At 67.4% G+C, this 23,418-nt stretch carries 19 protein-coding genes; 3 read left to right on the top strand and 16 right to left on the bottom strand.

From position 1 onward, the window contains the following. Positions 1-733 precede the first annotated feature (733 nt). The 3 genes from ltrA (at position 734) to VGS97_RS16230 (ending at position 4,868) form a co-directional block, all read left to right on the top strand. Positions 734-2,470, top strand: a complete 1,737-nt coding sequence (gene ltrA, locus VGS97_RS16240) for a group II intron reverse transcriptase/maturase (protein WP_326854365.1) — start codon at positions 734-736, stop codon at positions 2,468-2,470. A 106-nt stretch (positions 2,471-2,576) separates the two neighbouring features. Beyond that, positions 2,577-3,659: an IS110 family transposase gene (locus VGS97_RS16235; protein WP_349262157.1), complete on the top strand. Its 1,083-nt coding sequence runs from the start codon at positions 2,577-2,579 to the stop codon at positions 3,657-3,659. Between the two features lie 423 nt (positions 3,660-4,082). Then, positions 4,083-4,868, top strand: coding sequence for a DUF6193 family natural product biosynthesis protein (locus tag VGS97_RS16230; protein WP_326854363.1), 786 nt, complete (start codon positions 4,083-4,085; stop codon positions 4,866-4,868). A gap of 324 nt (positions 4,869-5,192) precedes the next feature. Here the strand turns inward: VGS97_RS16230 and VGS97_RS16225 are convergent, their stop codons facing one another. The 16 genes from VGS97_RS16225 to VGS97_RS16150 all read right to left on the bottom strand — a co-directional run bounded on the left by VGS97_RS16225 (position 5,193) and on the right by VGS97_RS16150 (position 23,390). Further along, positions 5,193-5,720 (bottom strand): HAD domain-containing protein, encoded by a 528-nt coding sequence (locus VGS97_RS16225; protein ID WP_326854362.1) that lies wholly within the window; start codon positions 5,718-5,720, stop codon positions 5,193-5,195. Then, positions 5,720-5,989 carry a hypothetical protein gene (locus VGS97_RS16220; protein ID WP_326854361.1) on the bottom strand — a complete coding sequence of 90 codons (270 nt, stop codon included), beginning with the start codon at positions 5,987-5,989 and terminating at the stop codon, positions 5,720-5,722. The genes VGS97_RS16225 and VGS97_RS16220 overlap by 1 nt, the downstream gene beginning before the upstream one ends. Beyond that, positions 5,986-8,637: a TniQ family protein gene (locus VGS97_RS16215; protein ID WP_326854360.1), complete on the bottom strand. Its 2,652-nt coding sequence runs from the start codon at positions 8,635-8,637 to the stop codon at positions 5,986-5,988. Before VGS97_RS16215 ends, VGS97_RS16220 begins: the two co-directional genes overlap by 4 nt. Then, positions 8,634-9,743: an ATP-binding protein gene (locus VGS97_RS16210; RefSeq protein ID WP_326854359.1), complete on the bottom strand. Its 1,110-nt coding sequence runs from the start codon at positions 9,741-9,743 to the stop codon at positions 8,634-8,636. Before VGS97_RS16210 ends, VGS97_RS16215 begins: the two co-directional genes overlap by 4 nt. Before the next feature lie 47 nt (positions 9,744-9,790). After that, the gene (locus tag VGS97_RS16205; RefSeq protein WP_326854358.1) at positions 9,791-11,926 is read right to left on the bottom strand and encodes a hypothetical protein; all 2,136 of its coding nucleotides are present in this window, start codon (positions 11,924-11,926) and stop codon (positions 9,791-9,793) included. Beyond that, positions 11,923-12,591 carry a TnsA-like heteromeric transposase endonuclease subunit gene (locus tag VGS97_RS16200; protein ID WP_326854357.1) on the bottom strand — a complete coding sequence of 223 codons (669 nt, stop codon included), beginning with the start codon at positions 12,589-12,591 and terminating at the stop codon, positions 11,923-11,925. Before VGS97_RS16200 ends, VGS97_RS16205 begins: the two co-directional genes overlap by 4 nt. A 750-nt stretch (positions 12,592-13,341) precedes the next feature. Next, on the bottom strand, positions 13,342-14,811 hold the full coding sequence (locus VGS97_RS16195; RefSeq protein ID WP_326854356.1) for an SAVED domain-containing protein: 1,470 nt from the start codon (positions 14,809-14,811) through the stop codon (positions 13,342-13,344). Then, positions 14,808-15,731 (bottom strand): AAA family ATPase, encoded by a 924-nt coding sequence (locus VGS97_RS16190; RefSeq protein ID WP_326854355.1) that lies wholly within the window; start codon positions 15,729-15,731, stop codon positions 14,808-14,810. Before VGS97_RS16190 ends, VGS97_RS16195 begins: the two co-directional genes overlap by 4 nt. A 30-nt stretch (positions 15,732-15,761) precedes the next feature. Continuing rightward, on the bottom strand, positions 15,762-16,259 hold the full coding sequence (locus VGS97_RS16185; RefSeq protein ID WP_326854354.1) for a hypothetical protein: 498 nt from the start codon (positions 16,257-16,259) through the stop codon (positions 15,762-15,764). 17 nt (positions 16,260-16,276) lie between these two features. Continuing rightward, entirely contained in the window at positions 16,277-17,272 is a 996-nt protein-coding gene (locus tag VGS97_RS16180) for a CBASS oligonucleotide cyclase (protein WP_326854353.1), read from the bottom strand. Between the two features lie 500 nt (positions 17,273-17,772). Continuing rightward, positions 17,773-18,060, bottom strand: a complete 288-nt coding sequence (locus VGS97_RS16175) for a DUF3892 domain-containing protein (protein ID WP_326854352.1) — start codon at positions 18,058-18,060, stop codon at positions 17,773-17,775. Between the two features lie 147 nt (positions 18,061-18,207). Continuing rightward, positions 18,208-18,924 carry a MerR family transcriptional regulator gene (locus VGS97_RS16170; protein ID WP_326854351.1) on the bottom strand — a complete coding sequence of 239 codons (717 nt, stop codon included), beginning with the start codon at positions 18,922-18,924 and terminating at the stop codon, positions 18,208-18,210. A 163-nt stretch (positions 18,925-19,087) separates the two neighbouring features. Then, positions 19,088-21,589 carry a replicative DNA helicase gene (dnaB, locus tag VGS97_RS16165; protein ID WP_326854366.1) on the bottom strand — a complete coding sequence of 834 codons (2,502 nt, stop codon included), beginning with the start codon at positions 21,587-21,589 and terminating at the stop codon, positions 19,088-19,090. A 518-nt stretch (positions 21,590-22,107) separates the two neighbouring features. After that, a complete protein-coding gene (gene rplI / locus VGS97_RS16160) occupies positions 22,108-22,554 on the bottom strand; it encodes a 50S ribosomal protein L9 (RefSeq protein WP_326854350.1) in 447 nt (148 codons plus the stop codon). A gap of 14 nt (positions 22,555-22,568) precedes the next feature. After that, a complete protein-coding gene (rpsR, locus tag VGS97_RS16155) occupies positions 22,569-22,805 on the bottom strand; it encodes a 30S ribosomal protein S18 (RefSeq protein WP_211469144.1) in 237 nt (78 codons plus the stop codon). Positions 22,806-22,838: 33 nt separating this feature from the next. Beyond that, complete coding sequence (locus VGS97_RS16150; protein ID WP_326854349.1) at positions 22,839-23,390, bottom strand: single-stranded DNA-binding protein; 552 nt, start codon at positions 23,388-23,390, stop codon at positions 22,839-22,841. Between the last annotated feature and the right edge of the window lie 28 nt (positions 23,391-23,418).

Genomic DNA, 23,418 nt, shown 5'->3' with positions numbered 1-23,418 from the left:
GTGCGGCACGAGGTCGCTCGCTTTGAGTGGTTGCACCGGGAGGAGGGCCGAGCGTTGACGAGTGTGTCGATGTCGGCGGTGTAGCCCGGGTCAGTGCTCATGGCCTGTCCCTGCTCGCACGTGCGTCGCTGGTAACGGCGGGGTGCGAAGCTGCGGGTAGAAGCCCAAGGGTCCCTGATTGCGTCCGGGGGCCACAGGTGAGGGGAAGACCGGGCGGGTGAACGCGAGTGAACCCTCGATGATGTCCCGTAATGCAAGGCCCTGGGTGGATGCAGTGGCAGGACCGGGGTTTAGGGACCGGCCGTTGCGAGACGGCAGGCGGCGGCCGTGGAGGGCTTAACGGCCGTGGGAGCACCGCCGTCCCCGGGGTAGAGAGGGCGCCCTATCCGGTCGCGTCTCAAGCGTGCGGAACGTGACAACCCCGACGGGGTCCGGGCCGATCAGGCCCGGTAGGCCGATCGTGAGGAAGGCTTCAACTCCCCGGCGGGTGCAGGATGACCCAACAAGCGAACGCCGGTGCGCCGAAAGGCGGCGGGAACACCAGGACACGTATGCTCCGGCCCCTTCGCCGGTGGTCCTGGAGGAACTGGCCGGATACCGGGCCGCCGTGCCCGGGCTCGAAAGAGCGCCCACGTGGGTCGGGTGAGCCCGCAAGAACCGATGACCGCAAAGGCCCGAACCGAAGGACAAGTTGGACGCCGCGACGATCGCGACAGCGCATCCAGGGGCGGCAGTGGCCGCCCCTGGCGCGGTGAACGGCGCGGTGAACGGACCGGAGGACGACGCCCCGGACTGGGACCAGATCGACTGGCGCCGGATCGAGGACGACGTACGGCGGCTGCGGCAGCGCATCTTCGCGGCATCGCAGGCAGGGGACCTGAAAACGGTCCGCAATCTACAGAAGCTGATGCTGCGCTCCCGGTCGAACGCACTGCTGAGTGTGCGCCGGGTCGCGCAGGACAACGCCGGGCGCAAGACGCCCGGGATCGACGGGCGCACCGCGCTGCTGCCCACCTTGAGGGCGCAACTCGCCGACCGGGTGCAGCGGCAGCGCACGACCTGGAGACCTCGGGCGGTGCGGCGGGTGTTCATCCCCAAGGCCAACGGGAAGAAGCGCGGCCTCGGAATCCCCGTGCTGATGGACAGAGCGTTACAAGCCATGACCGTCAACGCGCTGGAGCCCGAGTGGGAGGTCAGGTTCGAAGCGCGGACCTACGGCTTTAGGCCCGGGCGCAGCTGCCAGGACGCCATCGCCTCGATCTTCTGGACGATGGCGAACCCGCGCACCAAGCGCCGCTGGGTGCTTGACGCGGACCTGACCGCGGCATTCGACCGCGCCGACCACGCCCACATCCTCGACCAACTCGGCGCCTTCCCCGCGCGGGGCATGGTGGCCGCGTGGCTGAAGGCGGGCGTGGTCGATCAGGGACAGTTCACCCCGACCGAGGAGGGTACCCCTCAAGGCGGCGTGATCAGTCCACTGATCTTCAATATCGCGCTGCACGGGATGGCGGCGGCGGCCGGGACACGGTGGCATTGGGATCGCAAGAACAGTCGCATGGCGGCTGTGCCCGGCACTCCCGTCACTGTGGTCTACGCAGACGATCTCGTCGCCCTGTGCGACAGCCGGGAGCAGGCCCTCGCGGTCAAGACCCGGCTCACCCCCTGGCTCGCGGCACGGGGACTGGCCTTCAACGAGGACAAGACGCGCGTGGTCGACCTCGGCGAGGGCTTCACGTTCCTCGGCTTCAACGTGCGCCGGTACGGAGAGAAGCTGCTGATCAAACCCAGCAAGGACGCCGTCAAGAGGATCAAGCTGCGTCTGGCGACGCAGATGCGTGCCCTGCGCGGAGCCAACGCCGCAGCCGTGCTGCACACGATCAACCCGATCGTGCGCGGCTGGGCCGCCTACTATCGCGGCGTGGTGTCCAAGGCAACATTCAGCGCCCTGGACAGCTACCTGTGGCAACTGCTCTACAAATGGGCCTGCTTCCGCCACCCTGGCAAACCGAAGCGCTGGATCTCCCAGCGCTACTTCGGGCAGTTCCACCCGGCCAGGCAGGACAAGTGGGTGTTCGGCGACCGCGAAACCGGCGCCTACCTCTACAAGTTCGCCTGGACGAAAATCGTTCGGCACACCCTGGTCAAGGGCACCTCGTCACCCGACGACCCGGCCCTGACCGAGTACTGGGCCAAGCGCCGCCGGAAGACAGAACACGAGTCCACCACCGACCGCCTGCGCCGGCGCCTGCTTCGCGAGCAGCACGGACACTGCGCGGCCTGCGGTGGACTGCTGCTGCCGGACGACCGCCAACCTCAATCCCCGCAAGACTGGGAACGATGGTTCGCGGCCATGCGAAGAAGGATCGTGCAGACGATCCCCCTCGCGGCACACGGCCCGCCGCACGCTCGGGAACTGCGGCTGGTCCACGACACCTGTCGCAAGAGCACCACCGGACAGCAACCGTAGAATCCTGCGAGCCTTCAGGGCTTGCTTGAGCCGAGCTGCGGGGAAAACCCGCACGGCCGGTTCTGAGGGGGCCGGGGCGCAGCAATGCGCCCCGGCTACCCGACCGGTGTTTTCTGAGCGTACGAGCGTAGGGCTCGATGTGCACGCGCGCAGCGTGGTGGCGTGCGGGATCGACACGGTGACCGGGGAGTTGCTCCGTTCCCGGCTCACTCCAGGGGGCGCGGACGTCCTCGATTGGATCACCCGGCTGCCCGGTCCGGTCGCGGTGGCCTACGAGGCGGGCCCGACCGGATTCGGGCTGGCCAGGGCGTTGCGGGCGGCGGGGTTGCGGTGCGAGGTGGTGGCGCCCTCGAAGCTGGCGCGTCCGGCCGGGGATCGGGTTAAGACCGATGCGCGCGACGCGCTGCACCTCGCGCGGTTGCTGCATCTCGACGAGTTCACCACCGTGCGGGTGCCTTCGGTGGCAGAGGAGGACGCGAGGGATCTGGTGCGTGCCCGCGAGGATGTGCGCGGGGAGCTGATGCGCGCCCGGCACCGGGTGAGCAAGCTGCTGCTGCGCCGCGGGATCCTCTACAGCGACGGCAAGACCTGGACGGGCCGGCATCACGCGTGGCTGGCTGCGCAGCGCTTCGCCGCCGCGCCGGTCCAGGCCGCCTACGACGCGGCCTTGGAGGCGGTGGTGATGGCCGAGGACCGGCGCGCCCGGCTCGATGCCGCGATCGCGGTCCTGGCCCGCGACCCGGCGTGGTCGCCGGTGGTCGCGCGGCTCGGCTGCCTGCGCGGGATCGATACCCTCACCGCCCTCGGCCTGGCGGTGGAGATCGGAGACTGGCAGCGGTTTACCGGCGCGAGCATCGCGGCGTACCTCGGGCTGGTGCCCTCCGAGTCCTCCAGCGGCGAGTCCCGGGCTCAAGGCTCGATCACCAAGACCGGGAACACCCACGCCAGGCGGCTGCTGGTCGAGGCCGCATGGCACCACCGCCCCGGCTACCGGCCGGGCGTGAGCCTGCGCCATCGATGGGATCAAGCCTCACCCGCCGCCCGCGCCCGTGGGCACGCCGGCAACCAGCGCCTGAACCAGCGCTGGCAAGCCTTCACCACCCACCACAAACGCCCGGTGATCGCGAACGTCGCGATCGCCCGCGAGCTGGCCGGCTGGTGCTGGTCGCTGGCCACCCTGCCCGACTAACCGGGCCGAAGACCGGCCGGCCGGCGACCCCGGGGTGATGGCAGCGTGAGGAGCAACACGCGATAGAGCTATGAGCAGCGGCCCCGCCGCCACGCTCGACCCTAGAGCAGCGCACACGCTCCCGCCGAACAACCCGTCCTGCGGCAACCAACCCGCGCATATCAGCCTGGACCACGCGTCGACCACAGACACGCGCACCACCCGCGCCAGGTACCGACCGGCCCAAAGAAACGGCGCCCGGACAGCCAGCCCGGACGCCGTTTCGCCCTGCCTCTTGACAGATCGCCCTACTGTAGGTTCGCTTAGCTCTTGTCGGGCCGGAACGCGTTGACCTGGCGTTCTTCCCTCAGTTTCACCACGTGGCGGGACGGCTGAGTCTCAATGACGTGGCGGATTCTTCACCAGGGGCGTCAGACTACGGCTGTGAGCTCGAACTTTTCCCAGGTTAGGCGTGAGCCGTCGTTTGCGGACCCTGATCTGTATCCGGACGTGGCGGAGGCGGGTAGTCTCGCCGCGGCTTTGACCTCGGTGGCGTCGGAGCTCGGACTCTCTCTGGGAGAGGTTCTGACCAACGACTTGGACCCGTATCGATCGGCAGGCGTCGAGAGCCTGGTTCCCGACCGTAAGCCGTCCTGGATCATTTTGGGTTCCGTCGAACGATGGTTCATCTTCAGTGGCTGGTGGCAGGGAGTCGAGCTGATCACCGGTTCGACAGTGGATCTTGGAGAGATGGCCCGAGCCCTCGACGCCTGGCGGAGTGGTGCCAAGATCCGGGAGATCCACGAAGCGGCGACCTTCGTCAAGGTCAGTGAGCTGGCAGAAGCCCACGAACTCGGTTCTGCTGATGCCGTCACTGTGAAGTGGCGCCGGCTCTTGGAGCATCTGCGTCAAGACATGGACAGACTGGAGCTTGCGCGGTCGGTCCTGGCGTTAGCCGAGGCGGCGTTTGACGAGCCGAAACTTCGTCAGCTGTATCCGTTCACCAGTCACTGGTCGCTTCATTTCACGACCTGCACCGGCTTCCCGTTCTCGTGGGACGTGCCGTTCGTCGATCCGCTGAGCGATCGTCGATACCTGGTCAGCGGTCCGTCGCGAGGGACTGTGGTCGGTGAGGCCGACACTCCGAAGGACGCCGTCGCCATGGTGGTAGCCGGGTTGCCGGAGAATTGCGGACCGGCCGTTGCTGGCACCGCAGACGACCCACGATGAGGCTGATGACGTGACGGCCATAGGGCGGCACTCGTGACAGTTGACCAGGGAGAACGGCCGAAACCGAAGCACATCGACGACTGCGAGAGCGTCTATGACGTGCTGGAGAATATCTGACTTCGACCGTCGATGTGGGTGCCCAGTGGCTCGCTGAGGGACTTGGCGACGTTGCTTTGCGGGCACTCGATCGCATTGCTCGTCCCTAGTGTGGACGAGCAATGCGATCTGGTCCTGTCGGACCGTTCGCGAACTGGTAAGCGCATGCCGCCATCCTGGCTGGCATCACGACCACGGGTTTCGACGGGGTTCGGAGCCGTTCAGCCGTTAGCCCTTTCCTGGTGGGGCTGTTCGCAGCCACTTGCCGAGCACCTCGAAGTCGGCGTCGGTGAGGCCCCAAACGGGATTGACTCGATGCAGAAGTGCCTGTCCGCGATGGTGTGCGGCGACCCAGTCTCTGTCGGTGTCGGTGATCTCGTCGTCGGCCCAGGCAAAGGTGCGGCCCTCGGCCCACTCAACGAGGGTCTTCGTCTTCCAGTGCAGCCGGTGATGGTCGTCTTGGTCGCTGTCGTCAGGCCAGGTCACCACCGGGAGTTCGATGAATCCCAGCAGCGGCGCGATCTCGTGGTTCGCGTCATCTTCCCAGGAGGTCGCCCAGACGATTTCGCAGCGGAGAGCTCGTAGACGCGGGCCCAGTTGGGGATCGAGCCGTGCGAGCAGCGGGTTCGCGTCGACGCCAAGCCCGTGATCGAACCTCGGGTAGCCGTTCGGTCGTTCGCGCCGCGTCGCCCCGAATGGGAGCAAGGGCCCGTCGACGTCAAGGAAGAGTAACGGTCGCTGTTCCAGCGCTGTCATCAGCGTAACGATACGTCTGCCGCATCGTCATCGGCGTCGGTGATCGTGGGAATGGCGATGCCGATCACCTGGTGCCGGGGAATCACCTTGCGGATGCAGTCCTCGACCGTGGCCGCGTCGACGCGGATAGGCGGTGCGTCCAGCAGAGCGCAGTTGGCCACAAAGGTCCAGGCGGGACCATCCTCAGCCATACGCCCCGCGTCCGCTTTCAGCAGCGCGGTTACGCCCTGCGCGGCCAGGGAGCCCAGGATCGCTTCGACGTCGATCACCTTTGCATCGTAGGCGTGTCTGCGGCTGTTCCAGGGGACAGGCCTTGGCGCTCCGCTTCGCGGACCGCTTCGATCACCCGGGCTCCGAAGGTGCTGATCACCATCGGACATCCGCGTTCGGCGCGCTGGTGGAGTTGCTGGCCGAGGTCCTCCTCGAGGCGTTGGATTTGTACGAGAAGCGAGGGATATGAGATGCCTAGTGATCGCGCGGCTTCCTTGAGAGTGGGGAAGTCGGCCGCGTCGGCGAAGCGTTGAAGCCTGAGCCAGGCACCGTTGCTGTCGAGGGCTGGCCGGAGCAGTTCAGGAGCCTGGTCGATGTGGTTGGCCATGCCGAATCTCACTGCTCCTCCCTTACCGCCTTGTGGTCGAAGCCTGACGCCGCGGTTTTTGGCCCACCGAGCGACGGTCGTGGCGCTCACGCCCTTCTCGGCTGCCAAGTCCGGCAGCGGCCGCTTGCGGATCACATATTGCTCATGCAGCCAGTCGAAGCTGGGAATCTCGAACTTGTCGTGTCGTCCGGCCGGGCGCATCGGGATCCCGTACTCGTTGGCGAGACGGTTGATCACGGGTTTGGAGACGCCGTGCCGGTGGGCGATTTCGACGAGCGTCAGCTTCTCTTGCACGTAGAGCCGGGTGAGCTCGGCGGGGCCGATGACGGCTCGGGTGGGTGTCGGGGCGCTCAGCCGGGATGAGCTTCCAGGAAGCAGTGGTGCTGGGTGCTTCTCCAGCATGCGCCGGACGGTGTCGATGGTGGTTCCGAGCCTGTCCGCGATCTGTCCGGCTGCGAGTTGTTCGCGTCGTACCAACCTGTGGAGTGCTTCGATGTTCACCGATGCCGGGTCTGGGGCGGGCAGGTCGAGCTCGGCAAGGAGCAGGTCCGGTGGTGACCAGTCCAACGGTTCATCGCCGATCCCGTGCTCGCGAAGGAAGTCGCGGGCCGCGTCCTTGATGCCGCGGGCCAGGGCCGGAGTCGTGCGGATTGTCATGGCGGCGGTGTATGCGGTCAGTTCGCGCTCTGGGATCTCGGCGGCTGAGGGCGCCTGCTCCGACGGCAGTCCGCTGAGCCGCTCGAACATCATGGCGCGCACGACGTTCAGGCGGCTGGTGGTCCCGGTCGGGGTGCGGGCATCCCAGCAGATGCGATGCCAGCGATCCTCGGACAACAGGTTCGTGTAGTCCAGACTGCGTCGTCGGCCGTAGTCGATCGGGACCGGTTCGGCGTCAAGGTAGTCGGCGAGACGAACCAGCCCCCGATAAATGTCTGGCCAGCATGGATGCCGGTTCAGGCGCTGAATTCCCCAGGAGATACTGCGAAACGGTGTCGTCCCTCCCAGATATTCGCTGGCGCCTGCGAGGTTGAGCCGGGTGCCGATGAGCATGACCGCTCCGGCCAAGGCGAGCCTGAACAACCGCGGATGCCGTTCGGTCGGCGTCATGCGCAGCGACCACTCTGGCCAGAACGTGGCCGGCATCGATCGTGCCCGTCGCTTCGCCACCTCTGGTGATCGCCCCGGATTCGTCGGTTGTGGGGACCGGCTCCGGTAGCGCAGCTGGTGGACAGGCTTCAGAAACGGCCCAAGAGCGGCGTACTGGATTTGCTGTAGAAGCAGGCTGGCGTCGCGGGGCGGCTGACTGATCGTGGTTGGAATGATCGCCGCCGACTCGCCCCAGGTTGCCTTCACCAGCCAGTGCATCGCCGCCCCGGCCTGCTGAATGGCGGGCTGCTGGAGGACCTGAAGAGCGAGGGTGACACCGGCGGCCGTCGTCACCGCTAGGGGCGGGGCAAGGCGGCCAACGTTGCGGTCTGGCGTCTCGGCGCCACCCTCGACGGTCCGGAACGCCGCCCATAGATCCTCGGGTAGTCGCTCCGCCTTGTCCGGGTTAGGCCCGTAGGCCAAGGCGTGCCGGGCTAGGGTCCGGATATCGGCTAACGCCGCCAGGCTGGGCTGAGGCTTGGCTTCGTAGACCCCGAAGGACGCGGCCCCTTCGGCGATCATGTCGTTGACGAGCCTCTGGGCGGTCGCCACCGGGTGTGCTGACTCGAAGCAGAGTGTGGCCGCCTCTGCCAGTGCCCCGCCGCAGCGAATCGAGTCCGAGATCGCCGAGCCGCGCCGTCCTGGCTGCGTGTTCGCGCAGTGCCCAGGGGCGGGTACCTCTTTGCCGCCGAGGGTCCGCGTCCGCTGGGGCCGTCCGCACTCCGGGCAGAAATCAGCCAACAGGCAGTGATGCACCAGGCAAGCGAAGGACCAGGACATGCGCCACGACAGCTGCCACCGCCCGCCGGAGTCGGCCAGGCACTGCGGGCAGAACCGGGAACGGGACGATCGGCCCCAGACGCGGCGGACGTCAACGCGCCGCTCGGGCTCGTTGATGACGACCGCTCGTCCGGCGTAGGCGGCGAGCGTCATGGCCTTGGCCCGGTCCGGCCCGACCCCGCAGGAGGCCGCCAACGCGGCAGACTCCTGCGGACGCAGCATCACTGTCCAGTTCCGGTTCGCGCCCTGCTCCGGGCCTTCGCGCAGCCCGACTGCGGGCAGCAGCAGGGCCAGTGGCGTGTGGATGCGGTGGGCCAGGGCTTCCAGCCAGGAATCCAGGCCCTCTCCGGGCACCGGGTCCAGACGGATCGGCAACGAGCGGGGCGTGTTCATCGACGTGCAGTAGCTGGCCGCGTTCCGCGCTTGACGCCGGGTTTCGTCGTCATCTTGCCGCCGGACAACGCCGCTGTCATCTCCTTACGGGCCGCCTCGGACGCCGCATCGTTCTTGACTCGGTCCATCAACTCGACGTCCAGTCGCTCGGTCCCGGTGCGCACCGCGCGCTGACAGCCGCGATTGATCAGCGTCATCAGCGAGCCGATATGACCCGTGCTGCGGGCGAACAAGTAGTCCGACAGATCGTCGGCGAGCATCCCTGGATACTTCTCCGTCAGCACGAGCCGCTGCTCGATCGCTAGGAGCATGCTTCGCCACTCTCTGCGCTGCGCCTCGGTGCTCACCAAGAACGGCTCCAAGCCCAGCGTCGTGGTGCGTCGCCCCGTCTGGGCCAGCACAATGTCGCCGCCGCTGTCGGTCTCGCCGAACAAGCCCCGCCGCCCCAGATTGACCCCGGTGAACAGCATCGTCACCGGGAACTCGTTCGCGATGTACTTGAAGTGGTTGCTGATCTCCACTCCACTGCGGTTCCTCCACGTCAGGAAGTGCAGGTCGTCGACGATTAGGAGTCGAACCCCGCAGGACACCGCGCAGTCCAAGGCGCGGTGGGCGAACTGAGAGGTGGTGCCGCGCGCGGCGCCGGGATGGCCGAAGAATTCCAGCATCGCGCGGTTGAAATCCTTCATGCCCGTGTTGCCGGTCAGCCCGACCCGGCAGACCGGCCACCGCTCGTGACCGTCCGCGGTGACCGGCCCCTTCTCGGTGATCTCTCGGAGATGGAACTGTTTAGCGAACGCCAGCGCGGCGGTCGTCTTCCCCAGCCCGGGGAAGGCGTCTACGGCAATCGCGCCCTTAGCCTTGTCCCCGTCCTGCTCGTTGCTGTCCACGATGTCCCACAGATCCTCGTGCAGCTCGACCAGCTGGGGAGTCTTGATCGGGCCGAGGTTGGCATGCCAGATGCGGCGGCTCTTGTTGTAGTCAGCCAGCGCCTTGCTGCCCAACGCCTTCAACTGCACCCTCGTCAGCTGCTCAGGCTGATCCCGCGGGGCTGCCTCGACCAGAGCCCGCCAGCCCTCCTTGCGCGCTAGCGTCAGGCTGTCCAAGCTCCCGCCGGTGCGCTCCTCGCCGGACTGTGTGCTGTCGTTGCTGTTCACAGGTCCTCCAGTGCCTCGGAGTAGAAGATGTCCTCGTCCAGGTCGTCCGCATCGTCGTCGCCACCGGTCGGTCCGAGCTCGGCCTCGGCGGGCGTTTCCTCGGTTGGTGCGTCGGCGTTCAGGGCGCGCGCGACCGACGGCAGCCGGATCGCCGGCTGCTCGGCCTCAGCGCCAGGCAGGGAGATCGACGCCTGGTCCCGGGCGACTCGCAGCGCCATCCGGCGTTCGGTCAGGCTGTTGCCGAGCCCTAGATTCCAGCGCTCCAAGAGTTCTGCGACGGCGAGCCCGTCGTTGGGGTAGCGATACTTCTGCGCTGCCAGGTGCCGGGCGAACGCCAGTGCCTCCTCGCTCATTGGCATCCCCAGGCTGGGGGCGTGCTCCCACCACAGGGTGTGCCAGCGGTTGTCGGCCGGGTCCCGGAAATAGGCGCGGGTGACGTCGTCGGGATCGACCGCGATCGGCCACCGTCCCTTGGCCGTGCCGCCGTGCGGACTGGTGGTGTTCCGGTAGGGATCCAGGCCTGCGCCGTTGTAGCGGCGCGATCCGATTTCCACGCCGTAGTGCTGGACCGTTCGCCAGTGGACCTTCAAGAACTCGTAGGCCAGATCCGGATCCCGGGGCACCTCGATGTACCCGGCGCGGGCCAGCCCGTGATCGAACATCTGCGACGGTGTCAGCGCCAGGCCGGGTACCTGCGGATCCACCAGCCCGCCGTGTGGCCTGCGGTGGTAGTCGACCGCGACCCACTCGCGGATGATCTCCTCCAGCTCGTGGTGGAAGAAGAACGCGCCGCCTTCCGGATCGGACCCACGGCTATGCAGATCCGGGCCCTTGTAACCGGGCAGCGCCTGGAGGAGGTCCTCTCGCAGGGTCCTAAAAAACCGCTCGACCGGACCCTTGTCCCGGCCCGTTCGCAGCCGCGCGGGCTGGACTGACACGCCCAGACGTCGGCAGACGCTGGTCAGATGCTCCGAAAGATAGATCTTGCCGTGGTCGACGACCAGCGTCTCGGGAACGACCGCCGGACCCGCGGCTGCAACCGAGGGCCCATCGACGGATTCCCGGTCCACCAGCACCGTCCGCGGGACCCCATGCTCTGGCCAGGCCGCCCCCGTTGGCCATGATGCTTCGGCGGGCCGGGGGCGGAACGTCTGGAACAGCACCGCCGCGGCGTCGGCGGCCTTCGTTGACACCGGCGTGACCCGGATCCCGGTGATGCAGCGCGTGTACCAGTCCATAGCGACCGTCAATTCGGCCTGCATCCACCGCAGCGTCAACCGGTCAAGCGCGAACACGTCCAGCCGCGTGGTGTCCATCAGCAGGTACTCGCCCGGCCTGGTCGGACGCAGCTTGCCGTAGACCCCGCCCGGTCGGCCCGCGATGTCCTGATTGCGCTTCATACTCAACCGAAACGTTGGACGGCGCCGCTCCAGCTCCTCCAACCACCGATAGGCCGTCGTCCGCGACGGAGCCGAAACCTCACCGGGCCCGAACCGCGCCTCCAGCCGCGCTCTGATCCGCTCCAGCACATGCTTCTTACTGGGCTTGGACTCCTGCTCGTACTCCACCATCACCTCCAGCGCGGTCTCCACCCACCGCGGATCCGACCGGCCCAGCCCGCCGCCGGGCTCTGATCCCTTGCCCAACAACAGGCCCGCCTCGCCGTTCGCCCGATAGCCCGCGGCCCAACGCTCCACAGTCCTCACCCCGACGCCAAGCTCCGTGGCCTTGGCCGCGTACCGCTGGGTCAACGAGCGCTTCGCCTCGTACTCCGGTCGCGGTTCACCGGCGGCCGCCAACTCCGCCGACCCTGAGCGGAAACCGGTCAACACCTCCCTGACGTGCGCAGCACGGTCCAGGACGTCAGCACGCTCCGGAGATGTGAGCTTCGCCAGCGCGATCGAAGCCACCTCACCGGGGTCGTTGGATGCCGGTCCCGGACCGGTCGCGACAACCTGAGCCCGGCCCGAGACCACCAACTCCCGGGCCGACATCCGCAGCAACCTGTCCCTACCGTCTTTCAGCAGCGCCTCCGTCCCCGATGGGCCGGACAGCATCTCCACCACCTCGACGGTCTCCCCGTCCAATCGGAACCTGGTCCCCACGCCCAAGCGGATGCCCGCGCCGCTCACGCCGACCTCCGAAGGACGTGAGATGGCGACAACGGCCTGTCCAGATCGGTAGCCAGCCAGCCCGACCACAACAGATGCAGCAGAGCAGCCTTCACCACCGGCTCGGGCTCCTCCGGCAGACAGCGCATGGCTTCGCCGAGCGTCAGGCCGTCCAGAGGACGCTCGCGGAGACGTTCGAGCAAGTCCATGTCGAATAGCCAGTCGCGGCGGTAGCCGGTCAGGAAGCGGACGTTCTCCAGCAAGACCTCGGGAGGATCGCTGTAGACCTCATAGCGCCAGCCCCGAGCCTCGACGGCCCTCCGCGTCCAGGCGAAGCAGAACGCGACCTTCGGCTGTGCCAGGCGATGGCGCGGTTTGACGTCCACCACGACCGGACCGGCGTCGGTGAGCAGCAGGAAATCGGGGACGTGGCGGTAGGTCTTCCCATCGATCTGCGTCTTGAGCAGGAACGGCTGCGAGACGATGTGCCGCACCTCAGGATCGAAGTCGGCCAGTAGCAGTCGCCCGAGCTCCATCCGCGACTCGTAGCCCACGTGATCGCGCATGGTCGCCGACCAGTAGCAGCCTGAGTAGTGCTTCTGCCCGTCGCGCCAGCGGAAGCTGCGCCACGGAGCCGCTGTCTTCAGCACCTGCACACCCGCCGACGGCCACTCGACGTCCTCCAACGTCGATCCGTCCGCCGTCCTGATGTCCGCCAGCACCTCATCGGACAAGACAGGACTCTTCATCATTTCCCCAACCTCGCGCCCCGGACGGCGGCCGGATTGGCCGCCGGACGCAGGAATGCCCCCGTCGCAGGAAACTCATAGCGACGTGGGTTCGTTCGTACACGAAATGGCGAAGTTGGCTCCGCGCAGGCATGGAATCCCGCTCTGATGGCGAAGCCGCCATCAAACCGCCATCAGGAACGGTTACCCAAACCGTTCCTCTGCAGGTAGAGGGTCGGCTTGGCGAAGTACATATGGCTGACCTGCGAAACAGCTCAAGTTCCAGTAGATAGCGGGGAGCGTTCGGTCCCATTCACCTGGCGGAGAGCTCTGCCTGCTGCCCCAGGAAGTGTGACGCGGAGAAGCGGGGCCACAACCGGGGGCTAATTTGCATGGGCTGCAACATCGCCCTCGACAGGGTAGGCCCGAAGAACCTCGAATGCCGCTCCTCTGGCGTCGTGCGCAACGACAACATCATGGGTGGATGTCGGAAGCGCTCAGCCGGAATGAATCGCCCGGAAGGACCGGTGCCGAGTGCTTGTCCAGCCGCAATCCGCGAAATGGAAATCCGTGGCATCCCGGCGTTATCACTGTGACCGTGTCGACTGCTGCCACGCCGGGGCTGGCATCCACTGCTGGCCCAGCATCCCGGCGGTTGTGGCAGGCCACACGCCAGAAAGTCTCGCGCGCGTCAGGGTCTGTGACCGCTCAGGCGTCGATGGTGAAGGCGGGTTCGTAGAAGTCGTCGGTGGCGACGTCCTCGTACACCGTGGTGGGTCGGATGCGGTTCCACCTGTGGCCCAGCATCAGAGCCAGCCCCATTGGCCCGGCCAGGAAAAGGTGGACGTGGGGCGCAGTGCGCACCGCCGCTCGTACGGCGTTGCGTATGCCGACGGCCAGGGCGTTGGCGGCCGACGCGTCGGGGACGGAGTTGTCCTTGGCGACTCCGCTTGGCGGGGCGAGCACGAGCAACGAGTCGACGGGTAGTTGCTGGTCGCGGAGGTAGTCCAGCACGTCGGTGGTCGGGTCGGTGGCCACGGCGATCGCGACCGCGAGGTCCGGGCCTTGGCCGAGGGCGTGTTTGACCGCTGCGGGGGTCGCGACCTCGTAGTCCGCTGAGGTGCTCCATATCTGCCCGCGCTGAAGGATCGCCAGGTCGGCGCCGGAGACCACGCGGAACGCGGCCCCGGTGCAGAACGCGGGCGCCTGACGAAGGCTTCCGGTGACGGCAATGTCGGTCTTCCCATGCAGGTGCATTGGGGCGGCTTCGATGTCCGCCTGCAGCTGCGCCCAGGTGGCTGGCGCCTTCGGGCGGCGCTTGGAGTAGGCAGTGGTGCCGTCGAAGCGGTCGGTCCAGTCCAGGCTCCAGTCTGCCTGGTCGGCCACCGGGTCCGGCTTGAGTGTGGCGATCGACAGCACGGCTCGGGCCGGGCCTTGCTTCAAGTCGAGGTCCTGGACTGCCTTCTCGATGAGGTCCAGGCTCAGGGTCTTGTGGCCGTCGCGGACCATGCGGGCGACCCAGTCGGCGCCGGCGTCGATGGCCTGGTCCTCATGCCGCAGGCCGGTGGCCAGCATGAGGAGCTGGACCAGTTCACGCAGGTGCTGCGGGTCGCGGCCGAGGTCGAAGCGCAGGACGCCGAGCAGCTCCAGCAGTTCCTGCTCGCTCACCCCGGCGCCGGCGGCCCAGCGCTGCCGCGCTTTGCCTCGATCACTTCGCGGTCCCTGGAAGCCAGCCTTGGGCAGCAGCAGCTGCGTGCGGGAGTCGCGGTCGCGGATCAGCGGGTCGCCGGGGTCGGGGTGCCGGTTTGTCACGAGAGCAAGGTCGACCGGCGAGCCGCCCGCGGTCAGGCTCCGCCACGCCGCGGCGATCTTGGCGAGGATCGACGGGCCACCGGTGGGGCTGGGGCTCAGCAGATAGCCCTCGTTGACCGGCGTGGCGCTGTCGACGGCGTACTTGACCTGTTCGTAGCTGTTGGGCGGCTGCGTGCGGTAGAAGATGACGTCGTCGAGGTTCCCGGCCCCGTCGGCTTCGACGCCGACCGCGACGACCGGGTTGGCCGGGCGCAGGGCAAGGTCGCGCAGCACGGTCACACAGCCGCGCCACGCCACCAGCCACTGGTACAGGTCGCCGCCGAGGCGCACGCCGCTGCGGCTGGGGGGCGGCAGCGCGCCGCTCACTCAGTCTCCTTGAACACCGGGCTAGGGGCCATGTCGGCAGCGAGCGTGAGCAGGTCCAGGTCGCGGACGGGCTCATGGGGGAAGGCATGCAAGATGGCGGCCGGGATCAGGCGCTGGGTCAGGTCGGAGTAGGTGAACCCGGGACCGTCGGCGGTAGGGCCGGTGACCTCGACGAGTTTGGCGATGGTGTCCGGCCCGATGCCCAGTCCGGACAGCGCCTGCTCCAGGACGGCGCGCCGCTGCCGGTCGTCGGGCCGCCCGAAGCTGAACACGGCAGCGGCCCTGCGCATGATCGCCGGGTCCAACGCCCCCACCCGGTTGGTGCACATCACCACCAGCACCGGGACCCCAGCGCCAGCCAGGCTGTCGATGCCGGCCAGGAACGCGTCCACCCCGGCGCGGTCCTCGTGGTGCATCTGCTGGGCCTCGCGCGACTGGGCCAGGGCGTCGGCCTCGTCGATGACGAACACCAGCACCGACGTGGCGCCGCGGGGCCCGCGCGCCCGGCCGCCCTGGTGGTGCAGGTGCGCGAATGCCTCGCCGATGAGGGTGGTCATCTCCCCGACCAGGCCGCTGCCGCGCGTGGACAGCTTGAGGCGGTACAAGTAGACCGGCAGGCTCAGGAACTCGGCCAGGTCGCCGCCGAAGGACTCGGCCAGCGCAGACTTCCCCGAGCCGACGTCGCCGGCGAACACGAACAGCGGCGCCTGATCGGTGAACAGGCTCAAGGCGGCCACGCGGTCGGTGCCGTGGTGCTCGCTCGCCCATGCCTGCAGTCGCCGCGGGTCCGCCAGCAGTGCTGCCTCCTTGCGCAGGCGCTCCTTGATGCCGTCGAGCCCGACCAGCCGGTCGTAGCGGGCCTGGCGGACCGGTTCTGGGAGTTCGATCACGGGGTGGAACAGGTCGTCCTGATTGGCCATGAGGCATATCCGTTCTGCGAGGGGAGGGGACTACGACGCGACGTACACGTCGCGGGTGACACCGGTGCCGGCCCGGCCGTACCCGTTGCCAGTGGTGGTCGTGCCCAGCGACGTGGTCGGCTCCGGCGCGCCGGTGCGCTGGAACGGCAGGTCCTGGCCGAACCGTGACTTCTCCGCCGCCCCCAGCGATCGGTAGGCCGAGCTGTAGGTGAGATAGCTGTAGAAGTCCAAACCCTGTACGGCGACGCTGGTCGGCAGGGCGCCGGGGCGGCTGTCCAGCAGCTGGCCCCCGGTGGTGGCCCGGTAGCGCAGGCGCAGCCGCCACGACTGGCCGTCGGCGTTGCGAAAGCCGTAGTCCACCGTGTTGAGGTAGCCAGCCTTCAGCAGCAGGGCGACCTCCTCGACGTAGTCGGGGATGACGGCCAAATCGGGCTTGCCGTACAGGTTGTGCAGAAGCCGAAGGTCGGTCCCCACCTTGGCCCCGACGTACCGGGCATCGGTGATCGTGAAGCTGGCGGAGCGTGTCATCGAGGCGGTCACTGCGCTCACGCCCCCGGGAAGGCCGGGCCGAACAGGTCGCGCCAGGCATCGGTAGCGTCGCCCTTCGTGGGGGCCATGGCCGCCCACGCCACCGACTCCAGCGCGGCCTGGGCGTGCTCGACCAGGCGGCGCCGGTCCAGCTCCACGTAGGTCGAGGCGACGTTGTTCTCCGGGTTGACCGGGTCCCAGACCTGGATCGGGTCCGAGCACGCCACGACCTCGTCGGCGCCGTAGAAGTCCTCGAAGATGATCGGCGTCTTCAACCCCGTGGTCACGACGTAGGACAGCACCTGCTCGAACGCCCTGGGGTAGTCGTCGACCTGCAGGGACTCGCCGTTCCAGCCGTGCTCCCACAGGTGCGCCACCAGCAGCTCCAGCAGGAAGCTCTTGCAGCGCAGCGAGGGGTCCTCGACCTTGGAGTGCCGGATCCAGGCCTTCAGCAGCCGGATGAGCTCGGCGTAGCCGCGGCCGGCCTGGCGCTTGCGTTCCTCGATGAAGCGCAGGTGCAGCGTCACCGAGGTCAGGACCTTGTTCCCCTGTCGGGTCACCAGGTGTCCCTTGTCGTCCGGCTCGCCGGTGTACAGCACCGGTGCCACGTCGATCTTCAGGCCCGTGCCGCGCAGGGTGATACCCACGGCGTGCTCGGAGATGACGAAATCCTCCGCGTCCTTCGTCGCCCCGTACACGGCGCGGCAGCGCTCCTTCAGCCACTCCAGCAGCTCGCACTCATCGATGTCGAGATCCCCGGTGCGCAGGTACGCTGCGACGTCGGCGTCCGAGCCCTCATTCTTCTTGCGCTGGATCGCCGTGTGCTTGGCCGTGCTCCCCGCGGCGCGCAGCTTCACCAGGTCGAACCCGGGGTGCGCGTCGATGTGCTTCTCCAGGCGCTGCCGCAGGTGGTTCACCTGCCTGCGCCGCTCCGCCGCCTCGTCCTTCGGCACGTTCACGTTCTTCTGCGCGAACTGCGCGAGGACCTCGTGGTTGATGATCTCGCCTGACATGTTGCTCTCCGTCGTTCTCGTTCTCTGTTCCGCCCCGACGGAGGTCACCGTCAGGTTCAATATCGGCCGCCGACAGTTCCGCCCGCCGTCAACCTGGGCGTTCCGCCGATACTGACCGCGAGACTCAGCCCGGGCGGAGCGCCGAGGGCGCGTCAGCTTCCGGGAGCGTCATGGAAGTAAGGACCCTGGGGCCGCCGCGTTAGTTCGGTAGCTGCGGCCGTGGAGGTTCTTGCGGAATGCCGGGCTGGAGCAGCGCTTTCCTTCCGCCCCTGTGCTTTTCGGCGGTCGGCTGGACGGCAGGTACGAGGGAAACGATCCCGCGCGAGGCGGACCCGATCGTTCGGGTGAAGCCGATCCCTCCGCTGAGTCTCACTCTGATGGCGAGGCCGCCATCAGAGTGAGACATGAATGTCTACCGCTGGGGAAGCGCCAGGACGTTGTTGTTCCACACCCCGTCCGCGTGTGGGTTGGGGGAATCTGATCCCCCAACCCACAGCTGGCTATCGCCGGGTATGCGCTAGCGCCAGCAGGTTGTTGCCCCACACGCCGTCGGCGCGGGTCTGCAGGTACTTCACGCCGCGCTCGGAGGTCCGCACCAAGACATCGGCCCGATGGCCTCTACCATCATCGGTGTAGGCCTTGCCGCTCTCGTTCTCGATCCACGCCACAATTTCGGCGCGCGAGTTGTTGCCGGACTCGTTGGTGCTGGGGTTGGTCCACCAGAGGCGGACGATGTGCTCGTGTGTGGAGCCGCCCGAGAGTTCCGTGCGCGTGATTTGGATCGACACTGGCTTTCAACTCCTCAATCTGACGTGTGCCGCTTGGCGGCTTGGCAGTGAGGGTCGTAGGCTGTCCGTGCCATAACGGGTTGCCTTGCGACCCTCTACTGAGGCGGGCACTCCAATGCCCGCCTCAGATACTTTTTTGGAGACGCGCTATGTGGTCGCGGCTTCCTCCAGCTCACAGTCGCGTGACCTGTCTGCGTCGGGATCCGGCGGCAACGCCTCGTTCGGTTTCACTCCAAGGATCACAGTCGTCGGATCCGATGAGTGACTGTCCGTGAAGGCCAAGCTCACGCGGGTCGCCGCGAACCAGTCGGGCGTCGATGCCCCGTCCTCGTCTTCAAACGACCGGGCGATCGCGAAGCCCACGGTGGTCTCTGGAGAGTTCATCGGCCTACGTTCGCCGTCCTTCGTGACGATGACCATGTCCTTCTGGCATCGCGGGCAGCGATGGCCCATCACGTCGGCGACGACACGTACGACACCTAGCGAGCCCTCGACGGATGTGACGTGCTGTCGGGCTACATACTCCAGTTCACCCAGTATCAACTCCCCTGAGGAGCGCGCCCGGATCAGGAACTTCCAGACGGGGAGTAGCTCCTTCAGGGCTTCGATCGAGACCCCTACATCCCGAGCGCGCCGGATCCAGGTCAGCAGTTCGACGACCACGGTCGGGTATGCACCAGCTCGTGAACCGACTCGGACTGACCGAGGCATAAGCCCTTCCGTGACGTAGAAGGTCAACTGCCGGTCGGTGATGGGGTAGCCCGCGCCTCGAACGCGCGCTATGAGTTCGGACTTCGTCACCAGTTCGGGCTCGCCGTCCAGCAGTTGCAGGTACTCGAAGAACCCATTCGGTTCGACCGTCATGATCACCTCCGGCGTTGACGTCTTCAGTCTAACACGAGTCTCGAACAGTACTGCTGTTGTGTCCTTCAGTACTACTGAAGGCTAGCCTTCCTGGCGGATCCGCCAGCCTCTCGCCATCTCATCTGGGAATCCGCCATTCCAAATGAGTCCCTACACCTACATATCAGCTCTGGGCCATGTCGACGAAGCGGGAGTAGTGGCCCTGGAAGGCGACGGTGATGGTCGAGGTGGGGCCGTTGCGGTGCTTGGCCACGATGAGGTCGGCCTCGCCGGCGCGCGGGGATTCGCGCTCGTAGGCGTCTTCGCGGTGCAGGAGGATGACCACGTCGGCGTCCTGCTCCAGAGAGCCGGATTCGCGCAGGTCGGACATCATCGGGCGCTTGTCGGTGCGCTGCTCGGGGCCTCGGTTGAGCTGGGCGATGGCGACGACCGGGATCTCCAGTTCCTTCGCCAGCAGCTTGAGGGCGCGGGACATCTCGGAGACCTCCTGCTGGCGGCTCTCCGGGCGGCGCGAGCCGCCGGTGGACATCAGCTGGAGGTAGTCGACCACGACGAGGCGCAGGTCGTGACGCTGTTTCAGGCGGCGGCACTTGGCCCGGATCTCCATCATCGACATGTTGGGGGAGTCGTCGATGAAGAGCGGCGCGGCGGAGACCTCGCCCATGCGCCGGGCCAGGCGCGCCCAGTCGTCGTCGGTCATCGTGCCGGAGCGCATGTGGTGCAGGGCGACCCGCGCCTCGGCGGACAGCAGGCGCATGGTGATCTCGTTGCGGCCCATTTCCAGGCTGAAGATCACACTTGTCAGGCCGTTGCGGATGGAGCAGGAACGGGCAAGGTCCAGTCCCAGCGTCGAATTGTGCGTCGGGATCCAGGTGCGACCGGCGAGGTACAGGTGGTCGTCGTTGTCCACTTCCACGCAGCGGACAGGCACGGACTGGATCGGGCGGACGTCGATGATATATCGCAGGCCAGTGCTCGGGTGCTCGCGGCTCTGGCACACGATCTTGCGCGGCAGGCGGAATACCTTCTCGGACGGCGTGAATGTGATCATGTAGCAGATCGGGCGATCACTGTCGTGACTGGCGCCGAGGTTTGTCGTCATCGTCGCTTTGTAGCCGAGACTCATCACGAGTTCCCACGCATCGTGCGCTAGCCGCCGGTTGGTGGCTGAGAAGTGCACGGCGCCGGTCTTGTCGACGTAACCGCCGGTGTCGAGCAGTCCGGCCAGTAGGTCGCGGCGCTGGGCTTCGGAGGCGCGTAGGTAATCTTGTGGGATGTGCTTATCGCCGAGCATTCCCATGTGCCGCAGAACCGCTTGCACGGTTCCATGGCGGTCATGGCCTGCCTGGCAGTGCGTCAGAGCGTTCGACGGGTCGCCGCAATCGCAATCTGGGCACTGTGGTGTGGACCCGGCGGAGAAGGGGAGCGAGTAGTCCAGGCTCTCGCTCGGGGCGATGCTGAATCCTTCGGCCTTGAGGTTCTCGATGATTTCCGGGTCGGTGGTGGCGAATCGGGCCGAGTCTGCGTCGCCATCGCCGAGCCAGACGCCGAGCACGTATGGGGACAGCGGGAAGTCGGCCGTCGGCAATTGCGCGGCTTTGGCGACCGGAACGGCGTGGTTGATTCGTGTGCCAGCCGGGTCGCAGTGCAGAGTGACGGCGATTTCCCGGGTGGTCTTCACGGAGGCGGAGGTCTGCTGATTGCGGCTGTGGTTGTGGCTGCGGCTGTATCCGGCGGCGGCGGACTGGGCCGACTCGCGTGACGCCCGGGTCTCGGTCAGCCACTGATGTTGTTCGTCGGCGACGAGAACCGCGCCGTCGGAGAACTCGACTTCGTAGCACGGGCGGTCGTTCATCACCTCTGTCGCGGCGATGACTCGGGTGGGGCGCCCGTCAGCCCCTAGCAGGAAGTCGCCGACTCGGACTGCGCCCATGGTGGTCCAGCCCGTCGGGGTCGGGAGCGCTGTATCGACGGCGAGGGCCTTGCCGATGGCGGGACGAGCCGCGAGGATGATCATCTGGCCGGGGTGCAGGCCGTTGGTCAGCTGGTCCAGGTCGGTGAAGCCGGTGGGGACGCCGGTCATCTGGCCGGAGCGGTTGGAGATCGACTCGATCTCGTCGAGCGCGCCCTCCATGATGTCGGCGAGGGCGGCGTAGTCCTCGCCGGCGCGTTGCTCGGTGACGCCGTAGATCTCGGCCTGGGCGCGGTTGACGATCTCGTCGAGGTCCGCGCCGTCGGTGGAGTAGCCCATCTGCGTGATGCGAGTACCCGCCTCGACCAAGCGGCGCAGGATGGCGCGCTCCCGCACGATCACCGCGTAGTAGCCGGCGTTGGCCGCGGTGGGCACCGAGGACATCAGGGTGTGCAGGTACGGTGCGCCGCCGACTCTGGCCAGCTCGCCGCGCTTGGTCAGTTCCGCCGAGACGGTTACGGCGTCGGCGGGTTCGCCTCGGCCGTAGAGGTCGAGGATCGAGTCGAAGACCAACTCGTGCGCGGGCTTGTAGAAGTCTCGCCCTTTGATGACGTCGATGACGTCCGCGATGGCGTCCTTGGACAGCAGCATGCCGCCGAGCACGCCCTGCTCGGCTGCCAGGTCCTGGGGCGGGGTGCGGTCGTACGACGAGCGGCTGCTGCCGCCGTAGCCCTGGGGGCCGGGGTCGCCCATGCCGTCGTCGGGAGGTTCGGGTACGCCGTCCGGACCGTTGAAGGCGGACATGGGACTGCTCGCCTCCTCGGGTCAGGCGGGTGTCGGCGGATCCGGGGTTCGCGGCCCGCAGTTCGCGGCCTGCAATTCAGGGTCCGGGTCGGTCGGGGTCGTTGATCCGGATACGGGGGCTGTGGAACGCGGGTGGGTCATTCACGGTACGGCGGGTGGGTGCGGCAGGCGAGCGGGAAGTACACAGGGGTTGTGGATAACCTGGAGATTCCTGTGGACAACCGGCCTGTTCCTGTTGAAAACCCGGCCTTGTCCTGTGCGTATGGAGTGGACAACCGGTGTGGACGAACCTGCCGCCCCCGGTGGCTCGCGCCGTGAGGTGCAGTGGTCCGGCGGGTGGTTTTCCACCTGCTGTGGATAGAAAAAAGTCGGGTGCCGCGCCTCCGTTTCAGGCGCGGCACCCGACACCGCGTCGGTACCCGGCGGACGGACCGTCGGGCGTGACGACTATCAGGCGGTGACGACCGTCAGGCCGCGGTGACCGTCAGGCCGATGGTCGCCGCGACCTCGGGGTGCAGCCGGATGGAGACCTTGTGGCTGCCGACCGTCTTGATCGGGGCCGGGATCTCGATCTTCCGCTTGTCCACCGAGGGGCCGCCCGCCTTGGACACCGCGGTGGCGATGTCCGCCACGGTGACCGCGCCGAACAGCCGGCCCGAGTTGCCCGCCCGGCTGGAGAGCCGGACGTTGAGCCGCTCGAGTTCCTTCTTGATCTGCTCGGCGTGGCCGAGGTCGCGCACCTCGCGGGCGCGGCGGGCCTTGCGGATGGTCTCGATCTGCTTCTCCGCGCCCCTGGTCCAGGAGATCGCGAAGCCGCGCGGCAGCAGGTAGTTGCGGCCGTAGCCGTCCTTGACCTCGACCACGTCGCCTGGGGCGCCGAGGCCGGTGACCTCGTGCGTGAGGATGAGCTTCATCTTCTCGGCCCTTCCTAACGCGCGGTGCTGGTGTACGGCAGCAGCGCCATCTCACGGCTGTTCTTCACGGCCGTGGCGACGTCGCGCTGATGCTGGGTGCAGTTGCCGGTCACGCGACGGGCACGGATCTTGCCGCGGTCGGAAATGTACTTCCGCAGCAGGTTCGTGTCCTTGTAGTCGACGGACGTGACCTTGTCCTTGCAAAAGGCGCAAACCTTCTTCTTCGGCTTGCGCACCGGGGGCTTAGCCATGATCGCTCTCTTATCCCTGCGAAATCTGTCGGTCTAGAAGGGGGGTTCGTCCGAGTAGCCGCCGCCCCAGCCGCCGCCCGAGCCACCACCGGTGGCCCAGGGGTCGTCCTGGGGTGCGTTGCCCCCACCGGAGTTGCCGGGGCCTCCCGAGGGAGCACCGCCCCAGCCGCCTGCGCCGCGCGAGTCGCCTCCGCCTCCGCCGAACCCGCCGCCTGCGCCGCGCGACGCCTTGGTGACCTTCGCCGTCGCGTACTTGAGCGACGGGCCGACCTCCTCGACGTCCAGCTCGACGACCGTGCGCTTCTCGCCCTCGCGGGTCTCGTAGGACCGCTGGCGAAGCCGGCCCTGCACGACCACGCGCATGCCCTTCGTCAGGCTCTCGGCCACGTTCTCCGCGGCCTGGCGCCAGATCGAGCAGCGCAGGAACAGCGCGTCGCCGTCCTTCCACTCGTTCGTGTTCTTGTCGAAGGCACGCGGGGTCGAAGCGACGGTGAAGCTCGCCACCGCCGCGCCGCTCGGGGTGAAGCGCAGTTCGGGGTCGTCGGTCAGGTTCCCGACGACGGTGATGACGGTCTCGCCTGCCATGGGGTTCTACTCGCCTTTCGGGCTAGCG

The sequence above is a fragment of the Actinocrinis sp. genome, assembly GCF_035946395.1.
Classification (GTDB): domain Bacteria; phylum Actinomycetota; class Actinomycetes; order Streptomycetales; family Catenulisporaceae; genus Actinocrinis.
Note: the sequence above shows the minus strand (reverse complement) of the source record. Positions and strands in the feature narration are given on the sequence as shown.